This window comes from Nocardia sp. NPDC050718 (assembly GCF_040654235.1).
GTDB lineage: Bacteria > Actinomycetota > Actinomycetes > Mycobacteriales > Mycobacteriaceae > Nocardia.
Map to the genome: position 1 here is coordinate 335906 of NZ_JBFAHQ010000004.1, position 18358 is coordinate 354263.

The following is an 18358-nucleotide window of genomic DNA, read 5'->3' on the forward strand; positions in this document are numbered from 1 at the left end:
CTTCATTGCTGCATCGGATACACTAATGCATCTGATGGTGGGAGGTATCGTCGATCCGTGAACACGACCGAGACGGCCAAGCCACCCCGCGTGACCCGGCGCCGGGCCGAGACCAGGGCGCGCCTGCTCGAGGCCGCGTTCTCCGTGTTCGCCGAGAAGGGTTTCGGGCTGGTGCGCATCGAGGACGTGTGCGGCGCGGCGGGCTACACGCGGGGCGCGTTCTACTCCCAGTTCGACAGTCTCGAGGAACTGTTCTTCGTCCTCTACGACCAGCGCGCCACCCTGATCACCGGACAGGTGCGCGACGCGCTCGCCGCGATCGACGACCCCGCGGACGTGGCAGGCTTCGTCGACCGGCTGTCGGCGACCCTGCTCCTCGACCGCGACTGGCTCCTGGTGAAGACCGACTTCCTCACCCACGCCGCCCGCCGCCCCGACATCGCGGCCCGCCTGATCACCCACCGCGCCCAGCTGCGCGCCGCCATCGCCGACAAACTCGCCGCCAGCGGCTTCACCGTGCCCCCGGAACTCGGCTCGATCGCCGAACTGGCCCACTCGGTCGTCGCCGCCTACGACGGCGTCACCGTCCAACTCCTGCTCGACAACGACCAGCCCGCCGCCCGAGACTGGCTGGCCCGCCTGATCACCCGCCTCGGCATCGTCGCCCCACCCCGGACCCGCGACTAGGGCGTCAACACCAGCTTGCCGATGAACCGGCGCGCGTCGATGTCGGCGTGCGCGACCGCCGCCTCGGCGAGCGGATAGGTCCGTCCGATGATCGGACCGAGCAGGCCCGAGGCCGCGCTGGTGAGCACCTCGCGCACCCGTCGGGCGGATTCCGGCCAGAATTCCGGTAGCTGACGCATGTCCGAAACCCGCAGGCGCTGCCGATCGCGCTGCGCGAGAACAGCTTCCGAACCACTCGCCATCCCGTAGCCGGAGAATCGTCCCCCGTCGACCAGTAATTCCGCCGCGGCAGTGCCGATCGAACCGCCGATCCCGTCGAACACCACATCCAGCCCGCGGTCAGCGGTAATCGCCCGGACCTGATCGGCCCAGTTCGCCTGGGAATAGTCGACCGCGTCATCGGCCAGGCTGCGAGCGCGAGTCAGCTTCGATTGCCCCGCGACCGCGGCGATGACGTGAGCGCCGGCCGATCGCGCGAGCTGCGATGCCAGGTGTCCCAACCCGCCGAGACCGGGCGCGACGAGAACATGGTCGCCCGGGGCGACCACGGCCCGTTCCACCAGCGCCAGTGCGGTGGCACCGTCGTCGATCAATGCCACGGCGGCAACGGAATTCAGCGCAGCCGGTATCGGAAAGGCGGAGTTCGGATCGGCGTCCGCGAGAACGGCGTCGGCGTACGCGCCTCCATACCCGCCGGCGGCGCGGGTGACGAGCCGGGTTCCCAGCCAGTGGTGCGCAACGTCCGCGCCGAGTGCGGTCACCGTTCCCGCGACCGCACTGCCGGGAACGAAGGGGGGAACAACGGGGAACACCGTTGGCCCGTTGCCGGCTCGGATCCGCGTATCCATCCAGGTGACTCCGATGGCAGCTACCTCCACCACCACCTGTCCGGGGCCGGGCTCGGGTGGGTCCACCTCTACCAGCTCGAGAACGTCGGGTCCGCCGAATTCTGCCGCCATGATTGCTCGCATAGCGGCGAACCTAGAAGCTCGAGTGGACTCGAGGTCAAGGGTTCCGCCGGCGGGGATCGCCGTCGTGCTAGGGCTGGGTGTTGCGGCGGACCATTTCGGTGATCCAGATCGGGGCGTAGGGGGAGGTGCAGTTGGGTGGGGTGGGGTAGTCCTCCAGGACGCGGAGGGATTCGCCGATCGTGATCGCGCGGGGGCGTAGGGCGGGGTGGTGGATGCCGATGGTGGCCAGGCATTCGTTCATGGCCCATTGGAGGCGGTCGGGGGCGTCCTTCATCTGGGACTCGATGAGGTCGAGCAGGTGGGGCAGGTCGAGTCCGTCCGGGGACTTCGCGACGCGGTCGCTGGTCAGCGCCCAGCCCGCACCGGCGACGACCGGGTCGGGGTCGGCGAACCAGGCGATGCGGAGTTCCTCGACGTGCGGGCTCTTCTTCACGAGGTAGCTGACGACCCAATCGTGCACCTTGGGGACGCGGGCGTCGCGCAGCATGGCGTCGAGTTCGGCGGCGGTGTAGGCCTTGGGGCGGCTGATCAGGATCGCGACGAGCCGGGCGGCGGTGTCACCGGTCGCCCAGAGCTCGCCGGCCAGCTCGTGCTGGGTTTTCAGTGCCTTCGCCACCGCGCGCAGCTTGGTCAGGTTGACCGCGTGGTCGTCGCCGTGCCGGGTGTTGACGGCGAGGATCTTCGGGTCGGCCAGGGCGGCCAGCTCGGCCAGCACCTCGTCCACCGTGGTCTGGGGCGCCGAACTGGTCGTCACACCGGTCTCCTCGCTGGTCGGGTCATTGCGCTGTCAGCGTACGTCCGGCGGCGGTCCCGACCTCGCCCACCCGAGGTCGGGACCGCGGGCTACCGGCCGCCCGCGCGGACCCGCAGATCGCGGGCGAGATGGTCGCGCTGTTCGATCACCAAGCGCCGCAACGCACCCGGTGCGTCGGCATGCGCGTCGAGCCAGGCGTCCACCTGGTCGAGCGAGTCGGCCGCGGGGAAGAGGCCGAGGACGATGCGCCGCGCGATCTCGATACTGCGCTGCTCCCACACCTCCCGCAGCACCGCGAAGTACTCGTCGTCGTAGCGGGCGACGAGGTCGCGGCGCTGCCCGGCGCGGAACCCGTCGATGACGGCGTCGAGATGATCGTTGGTCAAGGTGGTGTCGCCGAGCGCCGCGGCCCACGCGGCGGCCTTCACCTCCGGCTCCGGGCGGGCGGCCAGCGCCCGGCGATGGGCGGTCCGGCCCGAGGCGGTGCTGTCGCCGGTGAGCTCGGCGTCCAGCTCGGCCTCCGTGGCGGCACCTGTCGCGGCCAGGGCGGTCCACAGCTGCCAGCGCAGATCGGGATCCAGCGCCAGACCGTCCGGTGCGGGCGCGTCGCCGAGCAGGATCGCGCGGATATCGGCGGCCCGGCGGCCGTCGACGGTGGCGGCGGTCGCGGTCGCCCGCGCCCACGCCAGCTGATCGCCGGAGCCCGGTGCCGCGGAATGCAGAGTGGCCCAGCATGATTCGAGCCATTCGCCGCGCCACCGCTCCCGGTCCGCCGCGGGCAGGTAGTGGCCGATGGCGAAGGAGACGTTGGCGAGTACCGCGGCGAGCAGGGCCGTGTTGGATTCGGCGGGGGCGAAGTCGCGGGCCATCCGCAGATACCGCTCGACCTCGAGTTCACCGTCGCGCGCGGCGTTCCAGAGCGCCGACCAGATCAATCCGCGCGCCAGGGGATCGGTGACCCGATCCAGCGACTTCTCCACGGTGGCCAGTGAATCGGTGTCCAGCCGGACCTTGGCGTAGGTGAGGTCACCGTCGTTGAGCAGGCGCAGCGGCGCGGGCTCGAGGGCGACCGGCGTCCGCTCGGCGACGAGGTCGAGCTCCACCCGATCCCGGCGCACCAGATCACCCGCGGCGTCGAAGTCGTAGAGTCCGACGGCGAGCCGATGCGGTCGCGGGTCGGTCTGCACGATCGTGCCGTCGTCGAGCATCAGCGTCGACATGCCGGTCGTCTGCAACCAGGCGCGTGCCCAGCCCGCCAGATCGCGGCCGGAATCCGCCGACAGCTCGGTCAGCAGATCGGCCAGGGTGGTGTTGCCGAACGCGTGCGTGCGGAAGTACCGGCGCACACCGGTGAAGAACTCGTCGCGCCCGACATAGGCGACCAGTTGCTTGAGCACGCTCGCGCCCTTGGCATAGGTGATGCCGTCGAAATTGAGTTTGGCGGCCTCGAGGTCGCCGATGTCGGCGACGATCGGGTGCGTCGTCGGAAGCTGGTCCTGCGAATACGCCCACGCCTTCCGGCGATTCGCGAACGCCACCCAGGCATCGGTCCACTCGGTCGCCTCGGCACTGGCCAGCGCGCCCATGTAGTCGGCGAAGGACTCCTTGAGCCACAGGTCGTCCCACCACACCATCGTCACCAGATCGCCGAACCACATGTGCGCCATCTCGTGCAGGATGGTGTTCGCCCTGCCCTCGTACTGCGCGGCGGTGGCCACGCCACGGAAGACATAGGCCTCGGTGAAGGTGACCAGGCCCGGGTTCTCCATGGCCCCGAGGTTGTACTCGGGGACGAAGATCTGGTCGTACTTGCCCCAGGGGTACGGGTAGGCGAAGTGCTCGGCGAAGAAGTCCAGTCCCTGCTTCGTCACCTCGAGGATCGTGTCGGCGTCGAGGTGCCCGGCGAGGGACGCGCGGCACAGGACCCCGAGCGGGACCGTGAGTTCGTCTCGTGCCCAGGAGGATTCGACGCGGTGATACGGGCCCGCCGCGATCGCGGTGATGTAGGTGGAGATCGGCAGGGTGGGGGAGAACTCGACCCGCTGCCGGGCGCCCTCGTCCTGGATCGCCGCGATCGGCCGGTTCGACACCACCTCCCAGCCCGCGGGCGCTGTCACCACGAAGGTGAAGGGCGCCTTCATGTCCGGCTGTTCGAAGCACGCGAAGACCCGGCGGGCGTCCGCGGGCTCGTACTGGGTGTACAGGTAGGTCGCGCCGTCGGCCGGGTCGAGGAAGCGGTGCAGGCCCTCGCCCGAGCGGCTGTAGCGGCCGGTGGCGCGCACCACGACCGTATTCGCCGCGGCGAGATCGGGAATCGTGAGCCGCGCGCCGTCGTAGTCGACGGGCACGTCCTGCCCGTTCACCGTCACCGACTCGACCGACTCGCCGAGGAAGTCGAGCCAGGTCCGGTCCACGGCCGCGTCGAATTCCACGGTCGTCGTGGTGGCGAAGGTGTCCCGTGTGTGGTCGGTGGTGCCGGACAGGTCGAGGTCGACGCGATAGGCGCGGACGGTGACCGCGGCCGATCGGGCGGCGGTCTCGGCACGGGTCAGGTTCGCGGTAGTCACGCGTCGATCCTGCCAGCCCGAGCGCCGCGACGCCGCCGCTCGGCGTCACGGCCTCGATCAGGCGTCGCGCGTCAGAGGAAGCGGGCGATGAGGTCCTTCATGACCTCGTTGGCGCCGGCGTAGATCCGCGAGATGCGGCCGTCGGCCCACATCCGGGCGATCGGGTACTCCTCCATGTAGCCGTAGCCGCCGTGGAGCTGCACGCACCGGTCGATCACCTGGGACTGCTGATCGGTGGTCCAGTACTTGACCATCGCGGCGGTCTTCACGTCCAGCGCGCCGCGCAGGTGCTTCTCGACGGCCGAGTCGACGAAGGTCCGCACGACCTCGGCGATCGTCGCGCAGTCGGCCAGCTCGAACCGGGTGTTCTGCATGGCGAACAGCGGCTTGCCGAAAGCGTTGCGCTGCTTGACATAGGCCAGCGTCTCGGCGACGGCCGCTTCGATCGCCGCGGCGGCCGCGACGCCGCAGATCAGCCGCTCCTGGGGCAGCTGCTGCATGAGCTGGATGAAGCCCTCGCCCTCGGCGCCGAGCAGGTTGGCCTGCGGCACGCGCAGCCCGTCGAAGAACAGCTCGGTGGTGTCCTGGCCCTTCTGGCCGATCTTCTTGAGCAGCCTGCCGCGTTCGAAGCCGGGGGTGTCGTCGGAGACCTCGGCGACCACCAGCGACACGCCCTTGGCGCCCAGGGTCGGATCGGTCTTGACGGCGATGATCAGCAGGTCGCAGTTGCGGCCGTTGGAGATGAACGTCTTGGCGCCGGTGATGACGTAGTCGTCGCCGTCCTTGACCGCCTTGGTGGCGATGTTCTGCAGGTCGGAGCCGGTGCCGGGCTCGGTCATCGCGATGGCGCCGATCCACTCGCCGGAGGCGAGCTTGGGCAGCCAGCGCTTCTTGTTCTCCTCCGAGGCGTAGGCCAGGATGTAGTGCGGCACGATGCCGGTGTGCACGCCGAGCTGCATGGCGGAATCGCCGCCCTTGACCTGCTCGGTGAACAGCACGGCCTCATGGGCGAAGGTGCCACCGCCGCCGCCGTACTCCTCGGGGATCGACATGCACAGCAGGCCGAGTTCGCCGGCCTGCCGATAGACCTCCCGGCTCGGGAAGCCCTGCGCGGCGAACTCCTCGCGATGCGGCGCGACGGTGTTCGCGAAGAAGGTGCGGGCCAGCTCGGCCAGGCCTTGCAGCTCCGACTCGGCGTCGATGCCGCGGTCGGTTTCGGCGGTGGTCATCGGGTTCCTCTCCCTGATGTCGATGGGCTGCGCACCAGAGTGAGCAGTTGTTGGCATTCTGTCAATAGAACGAGTAGATGTTGACAAACCGCCAATAGTGCTCCATGGTATCAATTGATTGGACATCCAACTATTGGAGCTCCATTCACCTGCGCTCCGGCGCACCGACCCACGACTAAGGACTGGCATGGTTCGCGAACTCACCCACTTCATCGACGGACAGCACGTCAAGGGCGCCTCGGGCGCGTTCGGTGAGGTGTTCGATCCGAACACCGGCCAGGTGCAGGCCACGGTCCCGCTGGCCAACACCGCCGAGGTCGAGGCGGTCATCGCCAACGCGGCGGCCGCGCAGCCGGTGTGGGCGGCGTTCAACCCGCAGAAGCGGGCCAGGGTGCTGATGAAGTTCCTGACCCTGGTCAACGACGAGATCGACAGCCTGGCGGCGCTGCTGTCGTCGGAGCACGGCAAGACGATCGCCGACGCCAAGGGCGACATCCAGCGCGGCCTCGAGGTGATCGAGTTCGCCGTCGGTATCCCGCACCTGCTCAAGGGCGAGTACACCGAGAGCGCGGGCACCGGGATCGACGTGTACTCGATGCGTCAGCCGCTCGGTGTCGTCGCCGGTATCACCCCGTTCAACTTCCCGGCGATGATTCCGCTGTGGAAGGCGGGACCGGCGCTGGCGTGTGGCAACGCGTTCGTGCTCAAGCCGTCCGAGCGTGACCCGTCGGTGCCGCTGCGCCTGGCCGAGCTGTTCCTCGAGGCGGGTCTGCCGCCGGGGGTGTTCAACGTGGTCAACGGCGGCAAGGAAGCCGTCGACACGATCCTGCACGACCCGCGGATCAAGGCGGTCGGCTTCGTCGGCTCGACCCCGATCGCGCAGTACATCTACGAGACCGCGACCGCCAACGGCAAGCGGGCCCAGTGCTTCGGCGGGGCGAAGAACCACGCCATCGTGATGCCGGATGCCGACCTCGACGATGTCGCCGATCAGCTGATCGGCGCGGGTTACGGTTCCGCGGGTGAGCGCTGCATGGCGATCTCGGTGGCGGTGCCGGTGGGGGAGGAGACCGCCGATCGGCTGGTCGCCAAGCTGACCGAGCGGGTGCACAAGCTCAATGTGGGCCGGTCCGATGATCCGGGTGCCGACTTCGGTCCGCTGGTCGGCCGTGACGGCGTGGACCGGGTGAACAACTACGTCCAGATCGGTGTCGACGAGGGTGCCGAGCTGGTCGTCGACGGCCGTGGGCTGGTCGTGGAGGGTGCCGAGGACGGCTACTTCGTCGGCGCGAGCCTGTTCGACCGGGTGACCGCGGACATGCGGATCTACCAGGAGGAGATCTTCGGTCCCGTGGTGACCGTGGTGCGGGCCGAGGACTACGAGGAGGGTCTGCGGCTGGCCAACGAGCACGAGTACGGCAACGGTGTCGCGATCTTCACCCGTGACGGTGACACCGCGCGTGATTTCGCCGCGCGCGTGCAGGTCGGCATGGTCGGTATCAATGTGCCGATCCCGGTGCCGATCGCCTATTACACCTTCGGTGGCTGGAAGCGTTCGGGCTTCGGTGATCTGAACCAGCACGGCCCGGACTCGATCCGCTTCTACACCAAGACCAAGACGGTGACCCAGCGCTGGCCCGCGGGGTTGAAGGAGTCCAACGCCTTCGTCATCCCCACGATGGACTGACCGGCCGTGTTCACTCTCAACGACGACGAGCGCGCGATCGGTGAGACCGCGCGCCAGTTCGCCGACGAATTCCTCGCGCCGAACGCGCTGGAATGGGATGAGCGCAAACACTTCCCGGTCGACGTGCTCCGCAAGGCGGGCCCGGTCGGCTTGGGCGGGATCTATGTGCGCGAGGACGTCGGCGGTTCACAGCTGCGCAGGCTCGACGCCGTGCGGATCTTCGAAGAGCTGGCTACCGGGTGCCCGGCCGTAGCGGCCTACATCTCGATCCACAACATGGCGACCTGGATGATCGATGCGTACGGCACCGAGGAGCAGCGGCATCGCTGGGTGCCCGGGATGGCGTCGATGGAACTGCTCGGCAGTTACGCCCTCACCGAACCGGGTGTCGGTTCCGACGCGGCGGCCTTGAGTACCAAGGCGGTCCGCGATGGTGACGACTACATCCTCACCGGCGCCAAGCAGTTCATCTCCGGTGCCGGCGCCAACGACGTGTACGTGATGATGGTGCGCACCGGCGGCGGCGACGGCGCGCGTGGCGTCTCGGCGCTGATCGTCCCGGCCGACACTCCCGGCCTGACGGTGGGGCCGAACGAGCGCAAGATGGGCTGGAACGCCCAGCCCACCCGCCAGGTGATCCTGGAGGACGCGCGCGTGCCGGTCGCCAACCGGCTCGGCGCCGAGGGCGACGGTTTCGCGATCGCGATGAACGGCCTCAACGGCGGCAGGCTCAATATCGGCGCGTGCTCGATCGGCGGCGCGCAGGCGGCGCTGGACAAGGCCGTCCCGTATCTGGCCGAACGTCACGCCTTCGGTAAACCGCTGTCGCACAACCAGGCGCTGCAGTTCGAACTGGCCGATATGCGGACCCAGCTGGAAGCCGCCCGGACCCTGCTGTGGCGGGCCGCGGCCGCGCTCGACGCCGGGGCACCGGACAAGGTCGAACTGTGCGCGATGGCCAAGCGGTTCGCCACCGACGCCGGCTTCGAGGTCGCCAACAAGGCGCTGCAATTGCACGGCGGGTACGGGTACCTGCACGAATACGGCCTGGAGAAGATCGTCCGCGACCTGCGGGTCCATCAGATCCTCGAGGGCACCAACGAAATCATGCGGGTGGTCGTGGCCCGCACGCTGACAGGAGCGGCATGACCGACGAACCCGAAGTGCTGATCACCGTCGAAGACGGCCTCGGCCTCATCACCCTGAACCGGCCCAAGGCCATCAACGCGCTCAACCACCCGATGGCACTGGCGATCACCGAGGCACTGCGCACGTGGGCCGACGACGACGCGGTGCGCGCGGTCGTCGTGCGCGGCGCGGGCGAGCGCGGACTGTGCGCGGGCGGTGACATCGTCGCCATCCACGCCGACGCGAAAGGCGGTGCGGCGAACGCCGATTCGCCGACCGGGGTGTTCTGGCGCGACGAATACCACCTCAACGCGCTGATCGGCCGCTACGCCAAGCCGTATGTGGTGATCATGGACGGCATCGTGATGGGCGGCGGTGTCGGCCTGTCCGGGCACGGCAGCCACCGCATCGTCACCGAACGCTCCCGCATCGGCATGCCCGAGGTCGGGATCGGTTTCGTCCCCGATGTCGGCGGCACCTACCTGCTGTCGCGGGCGCCGGGCGAGATCGGCACCCACGTCGCGCTGACCACCGCGCGGATGAGCGCGGGCGACGCGATCGCGGCCGGTTTCGCCGACCACTACGTGCCCTCGGCTGCCCTGCCAGCACTGCTCGACGCGCTGCGCACGACCGAGGTCGACGCGGCGATCGCGGCGGTCGCCGAACCGGCACCTGCCTCGGAGCTGCTCGCCCAGCGGAGCTGGATCGATGCCTGCTACAGCGCCGACACCGTCGAGGAGATCGCGTCCCGCCTGCAGACCGCCGACTCGCCCGAGGCGACCAAGGCCGCCGAGGACCTGCTGGCCAAGTCGCCGGTCTCGCTGAAGGTCACGCTGCGCTCGCTGCGCGCCGCGCGGGAGCTGCCGAGCCTCGAGGCGGTGCTGGATCAGGAATACCGGGTCTCGATCGCCGCGCTGCGCTCGCACGACCTGGTCGAGGGCATTCGCGCCCAGGTCATCGACAAGGACCGCAATCCGCGGTGGGAGCCGGCGACGCTGACCGAGGTCGGCGAAGAGCAGGTGGCGGCGTACTTCGCCGCACTGGGGGACAAGGAACTCGGCGCGACCACGCAGGAGGCGCAGCGATGAGCAAGAAGATCGGATTCCTCGGCCTCGGCCACATGGGTGCGCCGATGGCGGCGAACCTGGTGCGCGCGGGCTACGACGTGGTCGCCTTCGATCCGGTGCCCGCGGCACAGGAGCAGGCACGCGCCGACGGCGCCACCGTGGTCTCGGTCGCCGCCGACGCGGCTGCCGACCGGGACGTGGTGATCACCATGCTGCCCAACGGCAAGCTCGTGCTCGACGTCTACGCCGAGCTGCTGCCCGCCGCGGCGCCGGGCACGCTGTTCATCGACTGTTCGACGATCGATGTTGCCGACGCGAAAGCCGCTGCCGCACAGGCGGTGACGGCCGGTCACCGGCCGCTGGACGCCCCGGTCTCCGGTGGCGTTGCGGGCGCGACCGCGGGCACCCTCACCTTCATGGTGGGTGGTGCGGCCGCCGACTTCGCCGACGCGCGCGAGATTCTCGACGTGATGGGCGGCAAGGTCGTGCACTGTGGTGACGCCGGCGTCGGCCAGGCCGCCAAGATCTGCAACAACATGCTGCTCGGCATCTCCATGATCGGCCTGTCCGAGGCCCTGGTGCTCGGTGAGCGGCTGGGCCTGAGCCACCAGTCGTTCTTCGACGTGGTCTCCACGGCATCGGGCCAGAGCTGGGCGCTGACCAGCTACTGTCCGGTCCCCGGCCCGGTTCCGGCGAGTCCGGCCAACAACGACTATCAGCCCGGTTTCGCGACCGCGCTGATGTCGAAGGATCTCACGCTGGCCGCGAATGCCCTGCGCGCCAACGGCATCGACGGGCAGCTCGGCGAGCTGGCCGCCGCGATCTACGAGCGGTTCAACCAGACCGACGCGCGCCGGGACTTCTCGGCCATCGTCACCGACATCCGGGAGCGTTCCGGGGAGGCCACCGCATGACCGAGTACGAGACGATCCTGCTCGAGCGTAAGAACCGCGTCGGCTGGATCACCCTGAACCGGCCCAAGGCCCTCAACGCGCTCAACACCCAGGTCCTCGACGACATCGTCGCGGCCCTGGACGAGCTCGAGCGCGACGACGAGATCGGCGCGGTGGTGATCACCGGCTCCGCCAAGGCTTTCGCGGCGGGCGCCGACATCAAGGAGATGCAGCCCAAGTCCTACATGGACATGTTCATGGACGACTTCTTCGCCCGCTGGGACCGGCTGGCGCAGTTCCGCAAGCCCACCATCGCCGCGGTCGCGGGGTACGCCCTCGGCGGTGGCTGCGAGCTGGCCATGCTCTGCGACATCCTGATCGCCGCCGACACCGCGCAGTTCGGGCAGCCCGAGATCAAACTCGGGGTGATCCCCGGCATCGGTGGTTCGCAGCGGCTCACCAGGGCGGTCGGCAAGGCCAAGGCGATGGACCTGGTGCTGACCGGCCGCAACATGGGTGCCGAGGAAGCCGAACGGGCCGGGCTCGTCTCGCGCATCGTGCCCGCCGACGACCTGCTCGACGTCGCCGCCGAGGTCGCCGAGACCATCGCGGCCAAGTCGCTTCCGGTCACCATGATCGCGAAGGAGGCCGTGAACCGGTCCTTCGAGACCACGCTGGCCGAGGGCATCCGCTTCGAGCGCCGGGTCTTCCACTCGCTGTTCGCGATCGAGGACCAGAAGGAAGGCATGAACGCCTTCGTCGACAAGCGCACCGCACAGTTCACCCATCGCTGACCTGTCATCACACGACACAGTTTCGAGGAACCATGACCGAGGCATTCATCTACGACGCGATCCGCACCCCACGCGGTCGCGGCAAGAAGAACGGCGCCCTGCACGGCGTCAAACCGCTCGACCTGGTGGTCGGGCTCATCGAGGAGCTGAAGGTCCGCTACCCCGGGCTCGATCCGGCGCTCATCGATGACATCGTCCTCGGCGTGGTCTCCCCGGTCGGCGATCAGGGCGCCGATATCGCCAAGACGGCGGCGCTCGCGGCCGGGCTGCCCGACACGGTGGCCGGTGTGCAGCTCAACCGGTTCTGTGGGTCGGGCCTCGAAGCGGTCAACACCGCGGCGCAGAAGGTGCGCTCGGGGTGGGAACAGCTGGTGATCGCCGGTGGCGTGGAGTCGATGTCGCGGATCCCGCTGGGCTCCGACGGCGGCGCCTGGGCGATGGACCCGGTCACCAACTACAACACCTACTTTGTCCCCCAGGGCGTGAGCGCGGACCTGATCGCCACCATCGAGGGCTTCACCCGCGAGGATGTCGACGCGTTCGCGGTGCGCTCGCAGCAGAAGGCGGCGGCGGCCTGGTCGGGTGGCTACTTCGCCAAGTCGATCGTTCCGGTGACCGACATCAACGGCGCCGTGCTGCTCGACCACGACGAGTTCATGCGCCCGGACACCACGGTCGCGAGCCTGGCCGGGCTGACCCCGTCGTTCGCGGCGATGGGGGAGATGGGCGGGTTCGACGCGGTCGCCCTGCAGCGCTACCACCAGGTCGAGAAGATCGACCACGTCCACCACGCCGGCAACTCCTCGGGCATCGTCGACGGATCGGCGCTGGTGCTCATCGGCAGCGAATCCGCCGGTGCCGCGGCGGGTCTCACCCCGCGCGCCCGGGTCGTGGCGTCCGCGGTGAGCGGCAGCGACTCGACCATCATGCTGACCGGCCCGGTCCCGGCGACCGAGAAGGTGCTGGCGCTGGCCGGGCTCACCGTCGACGACATCGACCTGTTCGAGCTCAACGAGGCGTTCGCCTCGGTGGTGCTCAACTACCAGAAGAAGCTGGCGATCCCGGACGAGAAGCTCAACGTCAACGGCGGCGCCATCGCCATGGGGCACCCGCTGGGCGCCACCGGCGCCATGATCACCGGAACCATGGTCGACGAGCTCGAGCGGCGGGGAGCGCGACGCGCGCTGATCACGCTGTGCATCGGCGGCGGCATGGGCATCGCCACCATCATCGAGCGCGTCTGAGCGCCGGACCCGGAGACAGAGGAAAGACCATGACAGAGAACATGATCGGCTGGGACCTCGGCGCCGACCGGGTGCTCGTGCTCACCATCGACGACCCGAACCAGTCGACCAACACCATGACCGAGGCGTTCGCGCGCGACCTCACCGCCACCGTCGACCGGCTCGAAGCCGAGAAGGACAGCTACGACGGTGTCATCCTCACCTCGGGCAAGGACACCTTCTTCGCCGGTGGTGACCTGAATCTGCTGATGAACGCGACCCCGGAGACCGCGCCGGAGATCGCGCTCGGCCTCGACACCTACAAGGCCGCGTTCCGCCGGCTCGAGCGCCTCGGCAAGCCGGTGGTCGCCGCGATCAACGGGACCGCGCTCGGCGGCGGCTTCGAGGTCGCCCTCGCCACCCACCACCGGATCGCGCTCGACGCGAAGGGCAGCCTGCTCGGCCTGCCCGAGGTCACCTTCGGCCTGCTCCCCGGCGCCGGTGGTGTCACCCGGACGGTGCGGCTGCTCGGCATCACCGACGCGGTGCTCAACGTCGTGGGTCAGGGCCAGCGGATGAAGCCGGCGAAGGCGTTGCAGGCCGGGATCATCCACGAGGTCGCCGCCACCCGCGAGGAGCTGTTCGACAGGGCTCGCGCCTGGATCGCGGCCAATCCCGAGGCGGCCCAGCCGTGGGATGTGAAGGGCTACAAGATCCCCGGCGGCACCCCGTCGAGCCCGGCGCTGGCGGCCAACCTGCCCGCGTTCCCGGCCAACGTCCGCAAGCAGCTCAAGGGTGCGCCGATGCCGGCGCCGATCGCAGTGCTGGCCACGGCCGTGGAGGGCGCGCAGGTCGACATCGACACCGCGTTCGCGATCGAGACCCGCTACTGCACCAACCTGATCTGCGGTCAGGTCTCCACCAACATGATCAAGTCCCTGTTCTTCGATCTGGGGACGATCAACAAGGGCGGCAGCCGCCCCGAAGGCTTCCCCGTGCGCACGCCGGAGAAGGTCCTCGTGCTCGGCGCGGGCATGATGGGCGCGGGCATCGCCTATGTGCAGGCCCGCGCCGGCATGCAGGTCGTGCTCGAGGACGTCACCCTCGAGGCGGCGCAGCGCGGCAAGGACTACTCGCGCAAACTGCTCGACAAGGCGCTGCGCAAGGGCGCGATCAGCCAGGACTCCTACGACGAGGTCCTGGGCCGCATCCACCCGACCGCCGACCCGGCCGACGCCGCGGGCTGCGACTTCGTCGTCGAGGCGGTGTTCGAGGATCCGGGCCTGAAGCAGAAGGTGTTCGGCGAGATCGAGCACCTGGTGAACCCCGACGCCCTGCTCGGGTCCAACACCTCCACCCTGCCGATCACCGATCTGGCCACCGGGGTGCAGCGGCAGCAGGACTTCATCGGTCTGCACTTCTTCTCGCCGGTGGACAAGATGCCGCTGGTGGAGATCGTCGTCGGCGAACAGACCAGCGACGAAGCCATCGCCCGCGCCATCGACTACACCCTCGCGATCAAGAAGACCCCGATCGTGGTGAACGACAGCCGCGGCTTCTTCACCAGCCGGGTCATCGGCCAGTTCATGGACGAGGCGATCGCGCTGGTCGCCGAGGGCGTGCACCCGGCGTCGGTCGAGCAGGCCGCCACCCAGGCCGGCTATCCGGTGGGCGCGCTGGCGCTGGCCGACGAGATCAATATGAAGCTGGCGCAGAAGATCCGGCGCAGCCTGCGCGAGAATCTGCTCGCCGAGGGCAAGCGCTGGACCGACTCCAAGGCGTACCCGCTCGTCGACGCCATGGTCGACGACTTCGACCGGCCCGGCCGGCTCGAGGGCCGCGGCTTCTACGAGTACGACGCCGAGGGCAAGAAGCTCGGGCTGTGGTCCGGGCTGGTCGAGAAGTACACCCGTGACGACCACGGCATCTCGTTTGTCGACATGCAGGAGCGGATGCTGTTCGCCGAATCGCTCGACACTGTGCGGTGTTTCGACGAGGGCGTGCTGCGCACCGTGCCGGACGCGAACATCGGCTCCATCTTCGGCATCGGGTTCCCGGCGTGGACGGGTGGTGTCGTGCAGTACATCAACCAGTACGCGGGCGGCCTGGCGGGTTTCGTGGCCCGCGCCGACGAGCTGCGGGCCGCCTACGGTGACCGGTTCGAGGTGCCGGAGTCGTTGCGCACCAAGGCCGCCGCCGGGGAAACGCTCGGCTGAGCGACATGACGACGGACACGACCTTCCGGCATCCGGTGCTGCCGGGCACCGGGGTCGCCTCGGCGCGCGGGGTGCGCGGTGACGGCAGGCGCGCGCATCGCAGGCGCGCCGTGGTCGCCGCGGCGCGGGACGTGTTCGTCGTCAACGGCTATCACGGCGCGCGCATGGAGGAGATCAGTGCGCGCGCCGGGATCTCCAAGCCGGTGCTCTACGACCACTTCGCGAACAAGCTGGACCTGTATCTCGCGGTCCTGCAGCAGTATCTGGACCGGATGGTCGACGGTGTCCGCACCGCGGTCGCGGCCGAGACCACGCCCCGGTCCCGGGTGCGGGTGGCCGTGGCGGTGTACTTCGATTTCGTCGACGAGGATCCGGGCGGGCACGTGCTGGTCTTCGAATCACCGGTGCCGAGCGAACCGAGCATCGAATGGCGGGTGCGCAGCGCTCTGCGGGCGTGCGCCGACCTCGTGGCCGCTGAGCTGCGGGCGGTCGGGGTGGCCGCAGCGCCCGCCGACATGTACGCCTGGAGCCTGGTCGGCGCCAGTCACCTCGCGGCCCGGCAGTGGCTCGACGCCGGCCGCCCGATCGCCAAGCACGACGCCGTCGATGTGACGGTCGCGCTGTGCTGGAACGGCCTGTCCGGGGTGCGACCGCAGACCGGCCCCGAAAGACCTCGATTGTCAGAAGAACTCGATCCGCACAACTGAATGGACCGCAACGCCATGTCACCGTCCTTTGTCCTGCACGAATCCGATGACACCTTTCTCGCGACCGCCCCGAATCGCTATGTGCACGTGGTCGACATCGCCGCGCCGCCGAGCGCCGTCTGGGCCGCGCTGACCGCCGACGACGCGCTGGTGTCGTGGTCCGGCGCCGTCACCGGGATGCGCTGGATTTCCCCGCGGCCCTACGGTATCGGCTCCACCCGGGTCGTCACCCTCGCCGGCGCGGCCGCCCTGACCGAACGCTTCTACCGCTGGGACGACGAACGCCGCATGACCTTCACCGTCGACTCGGCCTCCATCCCCGGCCTCCGCCGTTTCGCCGAAGACATCGACCTCACCCCCAGCCCCACCGGCACCCGCCTGACCTGGACCTTCGCCGTCGAAGGCGGTGCGGCCCTACGCCCGCTCCTGCGCCTGTCCGGCCCGATCACGAACCGCCTCACAGCCTCCATCGCCCGCGGCATCGTCCGCAAGGTCGACACCCCGGTCCACTGAGCCGAGCCGACCGAGGCCCCGACGGTGCGCAGCCACAGCCCGCGCCCGCCGGGGCCTCGCCGGTAGTGTCGGCGCGGTGATCGAAGGGGGACAGCGGAATCAGCCAATAGCGAAGGCGTTGGCGGCCCTGGATGCGGCATTCGCCCGGGTGACTCCGCCCGCGTCGATCGACGCATGTCCGTGCTGCCGTACGCCGCGGGACTACGCGAGGCTGCTCGATCATCCACGTTCTGCGCTGACGGCCGCAGATCTGAGCGCCTACACGTTCCGTGCGCTGACGACAGTGGGATCCGCGACGGACTTCCGCTACCTGGCGGGGAGAATTCTCCAGCTGCTGCACACCGACGACCGTGCGATGCCGGATATGGAAGTGGTCTACGGGAAGCTGCGCCTCGCCGGCTGGCAGACGTGGCCGGAGGCCGAGGCGGTCACCTCGGTGATGGACGCGCTGTGGGCGCACCAGTTCACGAACGACCTGCCGGAGGGGGACATCGGTGCGGTGTTGTGTGCGCTCGGCACGGCGCAGGGCACCGTCGCGCACCGCCTGATCGACTGGAGTGACCTGGCAGACGCTGCAAAGGTGCGGCAGCTGCACGACTTCGTATTGCGGCACTGTCGTGTGCGGGGTGGGACCGCGGTTCCTTCGAATGCCTACTGGGACAGGGCATCGGAGGCCTACGGCGAGCTGGTGGAGTGGCTCGACGGTGGAGCGGCGCTCGGTGCGGTGGTCGCGGCGTTCGAGCGTTCCGACGACTCGCAGACACTCGAGTTACTCGGGGAGATCCATTCGTTCCTTGATCGCTGACCTTCCATGTCGCGGTCGTGGGGGAGGGGCGCGGGTGGGCTCGGATGAAGGGGTGGTGGGGGGAGCGTGCTCCGGCACAGGAGCTGGGGCAGAAGAGGGGAGCTCCTTCGGGTGGAGAACACGTGGCTCATGTGGAGCCGATTGGCTGGCCTATCCTCCAGAAATAGCATGAAGAGACGTAGATATGCGCATCTACTAATGATTAACCCCACCATTGGATCCACGAACACAACCCGACCTCACGTCCTAAAAAGACGCTGAAGAGGGCAGGGGTGGGTCCTCGTGGCTGTGGTGAGACCAGCTGTGCTGGTTTCAGTTCGAGCTGGTGGAGTGGCCGATCGGGTGCGTGGCGGTGCGGGCCGGGTGCGCGGAATCGGCGATGGTCTGGGCGGTGTGGAAGACGTCTTCGAGCATGGCGGGGGTGAGTCTGCCGGTGAAGGTGTTGTGGGGGCTGACGTGGTAGCAGCCGAGGATGGTGATCGTGCGGCCGTCCGGGTGGGTGAGGGTGAGCTCGGCGCCGTGGCCGAAGCGGGGGCGAGGTCGGGGTACCGTCCAGCCGCCTTCGGTGAGCACCGTGAAGAGGGCCTGCCAGCCGAAGGCGCCCAGGACGACGATGACCCGCACCGTCGGGGCCAATAGTTCCAGCTCTCGGCTGAGGAAGGGGGCGCAGCGGTGGCGTTCCTCGCTGGTCGGCTTGTTCTCCGGTGGGGCGCAGTGCACGGGAGCGGTGAGGCGCGTGTTGACGAGCCGGATGCCGTCGTCTAAGCCGACCGGATGGGCGCCGGTCGCGAGTCCGACGGCGTGCAGTGCGGCGAAGAGGACGTCTCCGCTGCGGTCGCCGGTGAACATGCGGCCGGTGCGGTTGCCGCCGTTGGCGGCGGGTGCCAGGCCGACGACGAGGATCTCGGCGTCGTCGGGACCGAATCCGGGAACGGGGCGGGCCCAGTAGGTCTCGTCGCGGTAGGCGGCGCGTTTGACGCGGCCGGCTTCCTCCCGCCAGGCGACGAGGCGGGGACAGGCGCGACAGGTGCAGACGAGGCGGTCGAGGTCGGCGACGCTCCCGGCGTCTCGAGCCGCGAGCGGTGCGGTTTCCGGGGCGTCGCCGGCCATCGGACCA

Annotated in this window: 16 protein-coding genes; 11 read left to right on the forward strand and 5 right to left on the reverse strand. The window is 69.1% G+C overall.

What is annotated here, in order from left to right; all coding sequences use genetic code 11:
* Positions 1-57: 57 nt before the first annotated feature.
* Entirely contained in the window at positions 58-687 is a 630-nt protein-coding gene (locus AB0H54_RS20550) for a TetR/AcrR family transcriptional regulator (protein ID WP_357346907.1), read from the forward strand.
* Here the strand turns inward: AB0H54_RS20550 and AB0H54_RS20555 are convergent.
* From AB0H54_RS20555 to AB0H54_RS20570, 4 genes are all read right to left on the reverse strand, one after another.
* Positions 684-1658, reverse strand: a complete 975-nt coding sequence (locus AB0H54_RS20555) for a zinc-binding dehydrogenase (protein ID WP_357346908.1) — start codon at positions 1656-1658, stop codon at positions 684-686. The genes AB0H54_RS20550 and AB0H54_RS20555 overlap by 4 nt on opposite strands.
* A gap of 67 nt (positions 1659-1725) precedes the next feature.
* Positions 1726-2412 (reverse strand): DNA alkylation repair protein, encoded by a 687-nt coding sequence (locus AB0H54_RS20560; protein ID WP_357346909.1) that lies wholly within the window; start codon positions 2410-2412, stop codon positions 1726-1728.
* Positions 2413-2501: 89 nt separating this feature from the next.
* The gene (pepN, locus tag AB0H54_RS20565; RefSeq protein WP_357346910.1) at positions 2502-4979 is read right to left on the reverse strand and encodes an aminopeptidase N; all 2478 of its coding nucleotides are present in this window, start codon (positions 4977-4979) and stop codon (positions 2502-2504) included.
* Positions 4980-5050: 71 nt separating this feature from the next.
* Positions 5051-6208, reverse strand: a complete 1158-nt coding sequence (locus AB0H54_RS20570) for an acyl-CoA dehydrogenase family protein (protein ID WP_357346911.1) — start codon at positions 6206-6208, stop codon at positions 5051-5053.
* 187 nt (positions 6209-6395) lie between these two features.
* On the opposite strand from AB0H54_RS20570, the gene AB0H54_RS20575 reads away from it, so the two are divergent.
* The 10 genes from AB0H54_RS20575 (at position 6396) to AB0H54_RS20620 (ending at position 17241) form a co-directional block, all read left to right on the forward strand.
* A complete protein-coding gene (locus AB0H54_RS20575; RefSeq protein WP_357346912.1) occupies positions 6396-7895 on the forward strand; it encodes a CoA-acylating methylmalonate-semialdehyde dehydrogenase in 1500 nt (499 codons plus the stop codon).
* Positions 7896-7901: 6 nt separating this feature from the next.
* Positions 7902-9044 (forward strand): acyl-CoA dehydrogenase family protein, encoded by a 1143-nt coding sequence (locus AB0H54_RS20580; RefSeq protein WP_357346913.1) that lies wholly within the window; start codon positions 7902-7904, stop codon positions 9042-9044.
* Positions 9041-10111: an enoyl-CoA hydratase/isomerase family protein gene (locus tag AB0H54_RS20585; RefSeq protein WP_357346914.1), complete on the forward strand. Its 1071-nt coding sequence runs from the start codon at positions 9041-9043 to the stop codon at positions 10109-10111. The genes AB0H54_RS20580 and AB0H54_RS20585 overlap by 4 nt, the downstream gene beginning before the upstream one ends.
* Positions 10108-11004, forward strand: a complete 897-nt coding sequence (gene mmsB / locus AB0H54_RS20590) for a 3-hydroxyisobutyrate dehydrogenase (protein WP_357346915.1) — start codon at positions 10108-10110, stop codon at positions 11002-11004. Before AB0H54_RS20585 ends, mmsB begins: the two co-directional genes overlap by 4 nt.
* On the forward strand, positions 11001-11777 hold the full coding sequence (locus AB0H54_RS20595; RefSeq protein ID WP_357346916.1) for an enoyl-CoA hydratase: 777 nt from the start codon (positions 11001-11003) through the stop codon (positions 11775-11777). The genes mmsB and AB0H54_RS20595 overlap by 4 nt, the downstream gene beginning before the upstream one ends.
* Positions 11778-11809: 32 nt before the next feature.
* Positions 11810-13021 carry an acetyl-CoA C-acetyltransferase gene (locus AB0H54_RS20600; RefSeq protein WP_357346917.1) on the forward strand — a complete coding sequence of 404 codons (1212 nt, stop codon included), beginning with the start codon at positions 11810-11812 and terminating at the stop codon, positions 13019-13021.
* Positions 13022-13050: 29 nt separating this feature from the next.
* Entirely contained in the window at positions 13051-15216 is a 2166-nt protein-coding gene (locus AB0H54_RS20605) for a 3-hydroxyacyl-CoA dehydrogenase NAD-binding domain-containing protein (protein ID WP_357346918.1), read from the forward strand.
* Positions 15217-15221: 5 nt separating this feature from the next.
* Positions 15222-15923 (forward strand): TetR/AcrR family transcriptional regulator, encoded by a 702-nt coding sequence (locus AB0H54_RS20610; RefSeq protein WP_357346919.1) that lies wholly within the window; start codon positions 15222-15224, stop codon positions 15921-15923.
* 15 nt (positions 15924-15938) lie between these two features.
* Positions 15939-16436: an SRPBCC family protein gene (locus AB0H54_RS20615; RefSeq protein ID WP_357346920.1), complete on the forward strand. Its 498-nt coding sequence runs from the start codon at positions 15939-15941 to the stop codon at positions 16434-16436.
* Positions 16437-16512: 76 nt separating this feature from the next.
* Positions 16513-17241, forward strand: a complete 729-nt coding sequence (locus AB0H54_RS20620) for a hypothetical protein (RefSeq protein WP_357346921.1) — start codon at positions 16513-16515, stop codon at positions 17239-17241.
* 312 nt (positions 17242-17553) lie between these two features.
* Here AB0H54_RS20620 and AB0H54_RS20625 read toward each other — a convergent pair whose 3' ends face one another.
* Positions 17554-18351 (reverse strand): uracil-DNA glycosylase, encoded by a 798-nt coding sequence (locus AB0H54_RS20625; RefSeq protein WP_357346922.1) that lies wholly within the window; start codon positions 18349-18351, stop codon positions 17554-17556.
* Positions 18352-18358: the final 7 nt, after the last annotated feature.

Coding starts and splice junctions, on each gene's coding strand:
- AB0H54_RS20555 (WP_357346908.1), bottom strand. CDS start 1,658: ATGCGAGCAATCATGGCGGCAGAATTCGGCGGACCCGACGTTCTCGAG.
- AB0H54_RS20570 (WP_357346911.1), bottom strand. CDS start 6,208: ATGACCACCGCCGAAACCGACCGCGGCATCGACGCCGAGTCGGAGCTG.
- AB0H54_RS20575 (WP_357346912.1), top strand. CDS start 6,396: ATGGTTCGCGAACTCACCCACTTCATCGACGGACAGCACGTCAAGGGC.
- AB0H54_RS20585 (WP_357346914.1), top strand. CDS start 9,041: ATGACCGACGAACCCGAAGTGCTGATCACCGTCGAAGACGGCCTCGGC.
- mmsB (WP_357346915.1), top strand. CDS start 10,108: ATGAGCAAGAAGATCGGATTCCTCGGCCTCGGCCACATGGGTGCGCCG.
- AB0H54_RS20595 (WP_357346916.1), top strand. CDS start 11,001: ATGACCGAGTACGAGACGATCCTGCTCGAGCGTAAGAACCGCGTCGGC.
- AB0H54_RS20600 (WP_357346917.1), top strand. CDS start 11,810: ATGACCGAGGCATTCATCTACGACGCGATCCGCACCCCACGCGGTCGC.
- AB0H54_RS20605 (WP_357346918.1), top strand. CDS start 13,051: ATGACAGAGAACATGATCGGCTGGGACCTCGGCGCCGACCGGGTGCTC.
- AB0H54_RS20610 (WP_357346919.1), top strand. CDS start 15,222: ATGACGACGGACACGACCTTCCGGCATCCGGTGCTGCCGGGCACCGGG.
- AB0H54_RS20615 (WP_357346920.1), top strand. CDS start 15,939: ATGTCACCGTCCTTTGTCCTGCACGAATCCGATGACACCTTTCTCGCG.
- AB0H54_RS20625 (WP_357346922.1), bottom strand. CDS start 18,351: ATGGCCGGCGACGCCCCGGAAACCGCACCGCTCGCGGCTCGAGACGCC.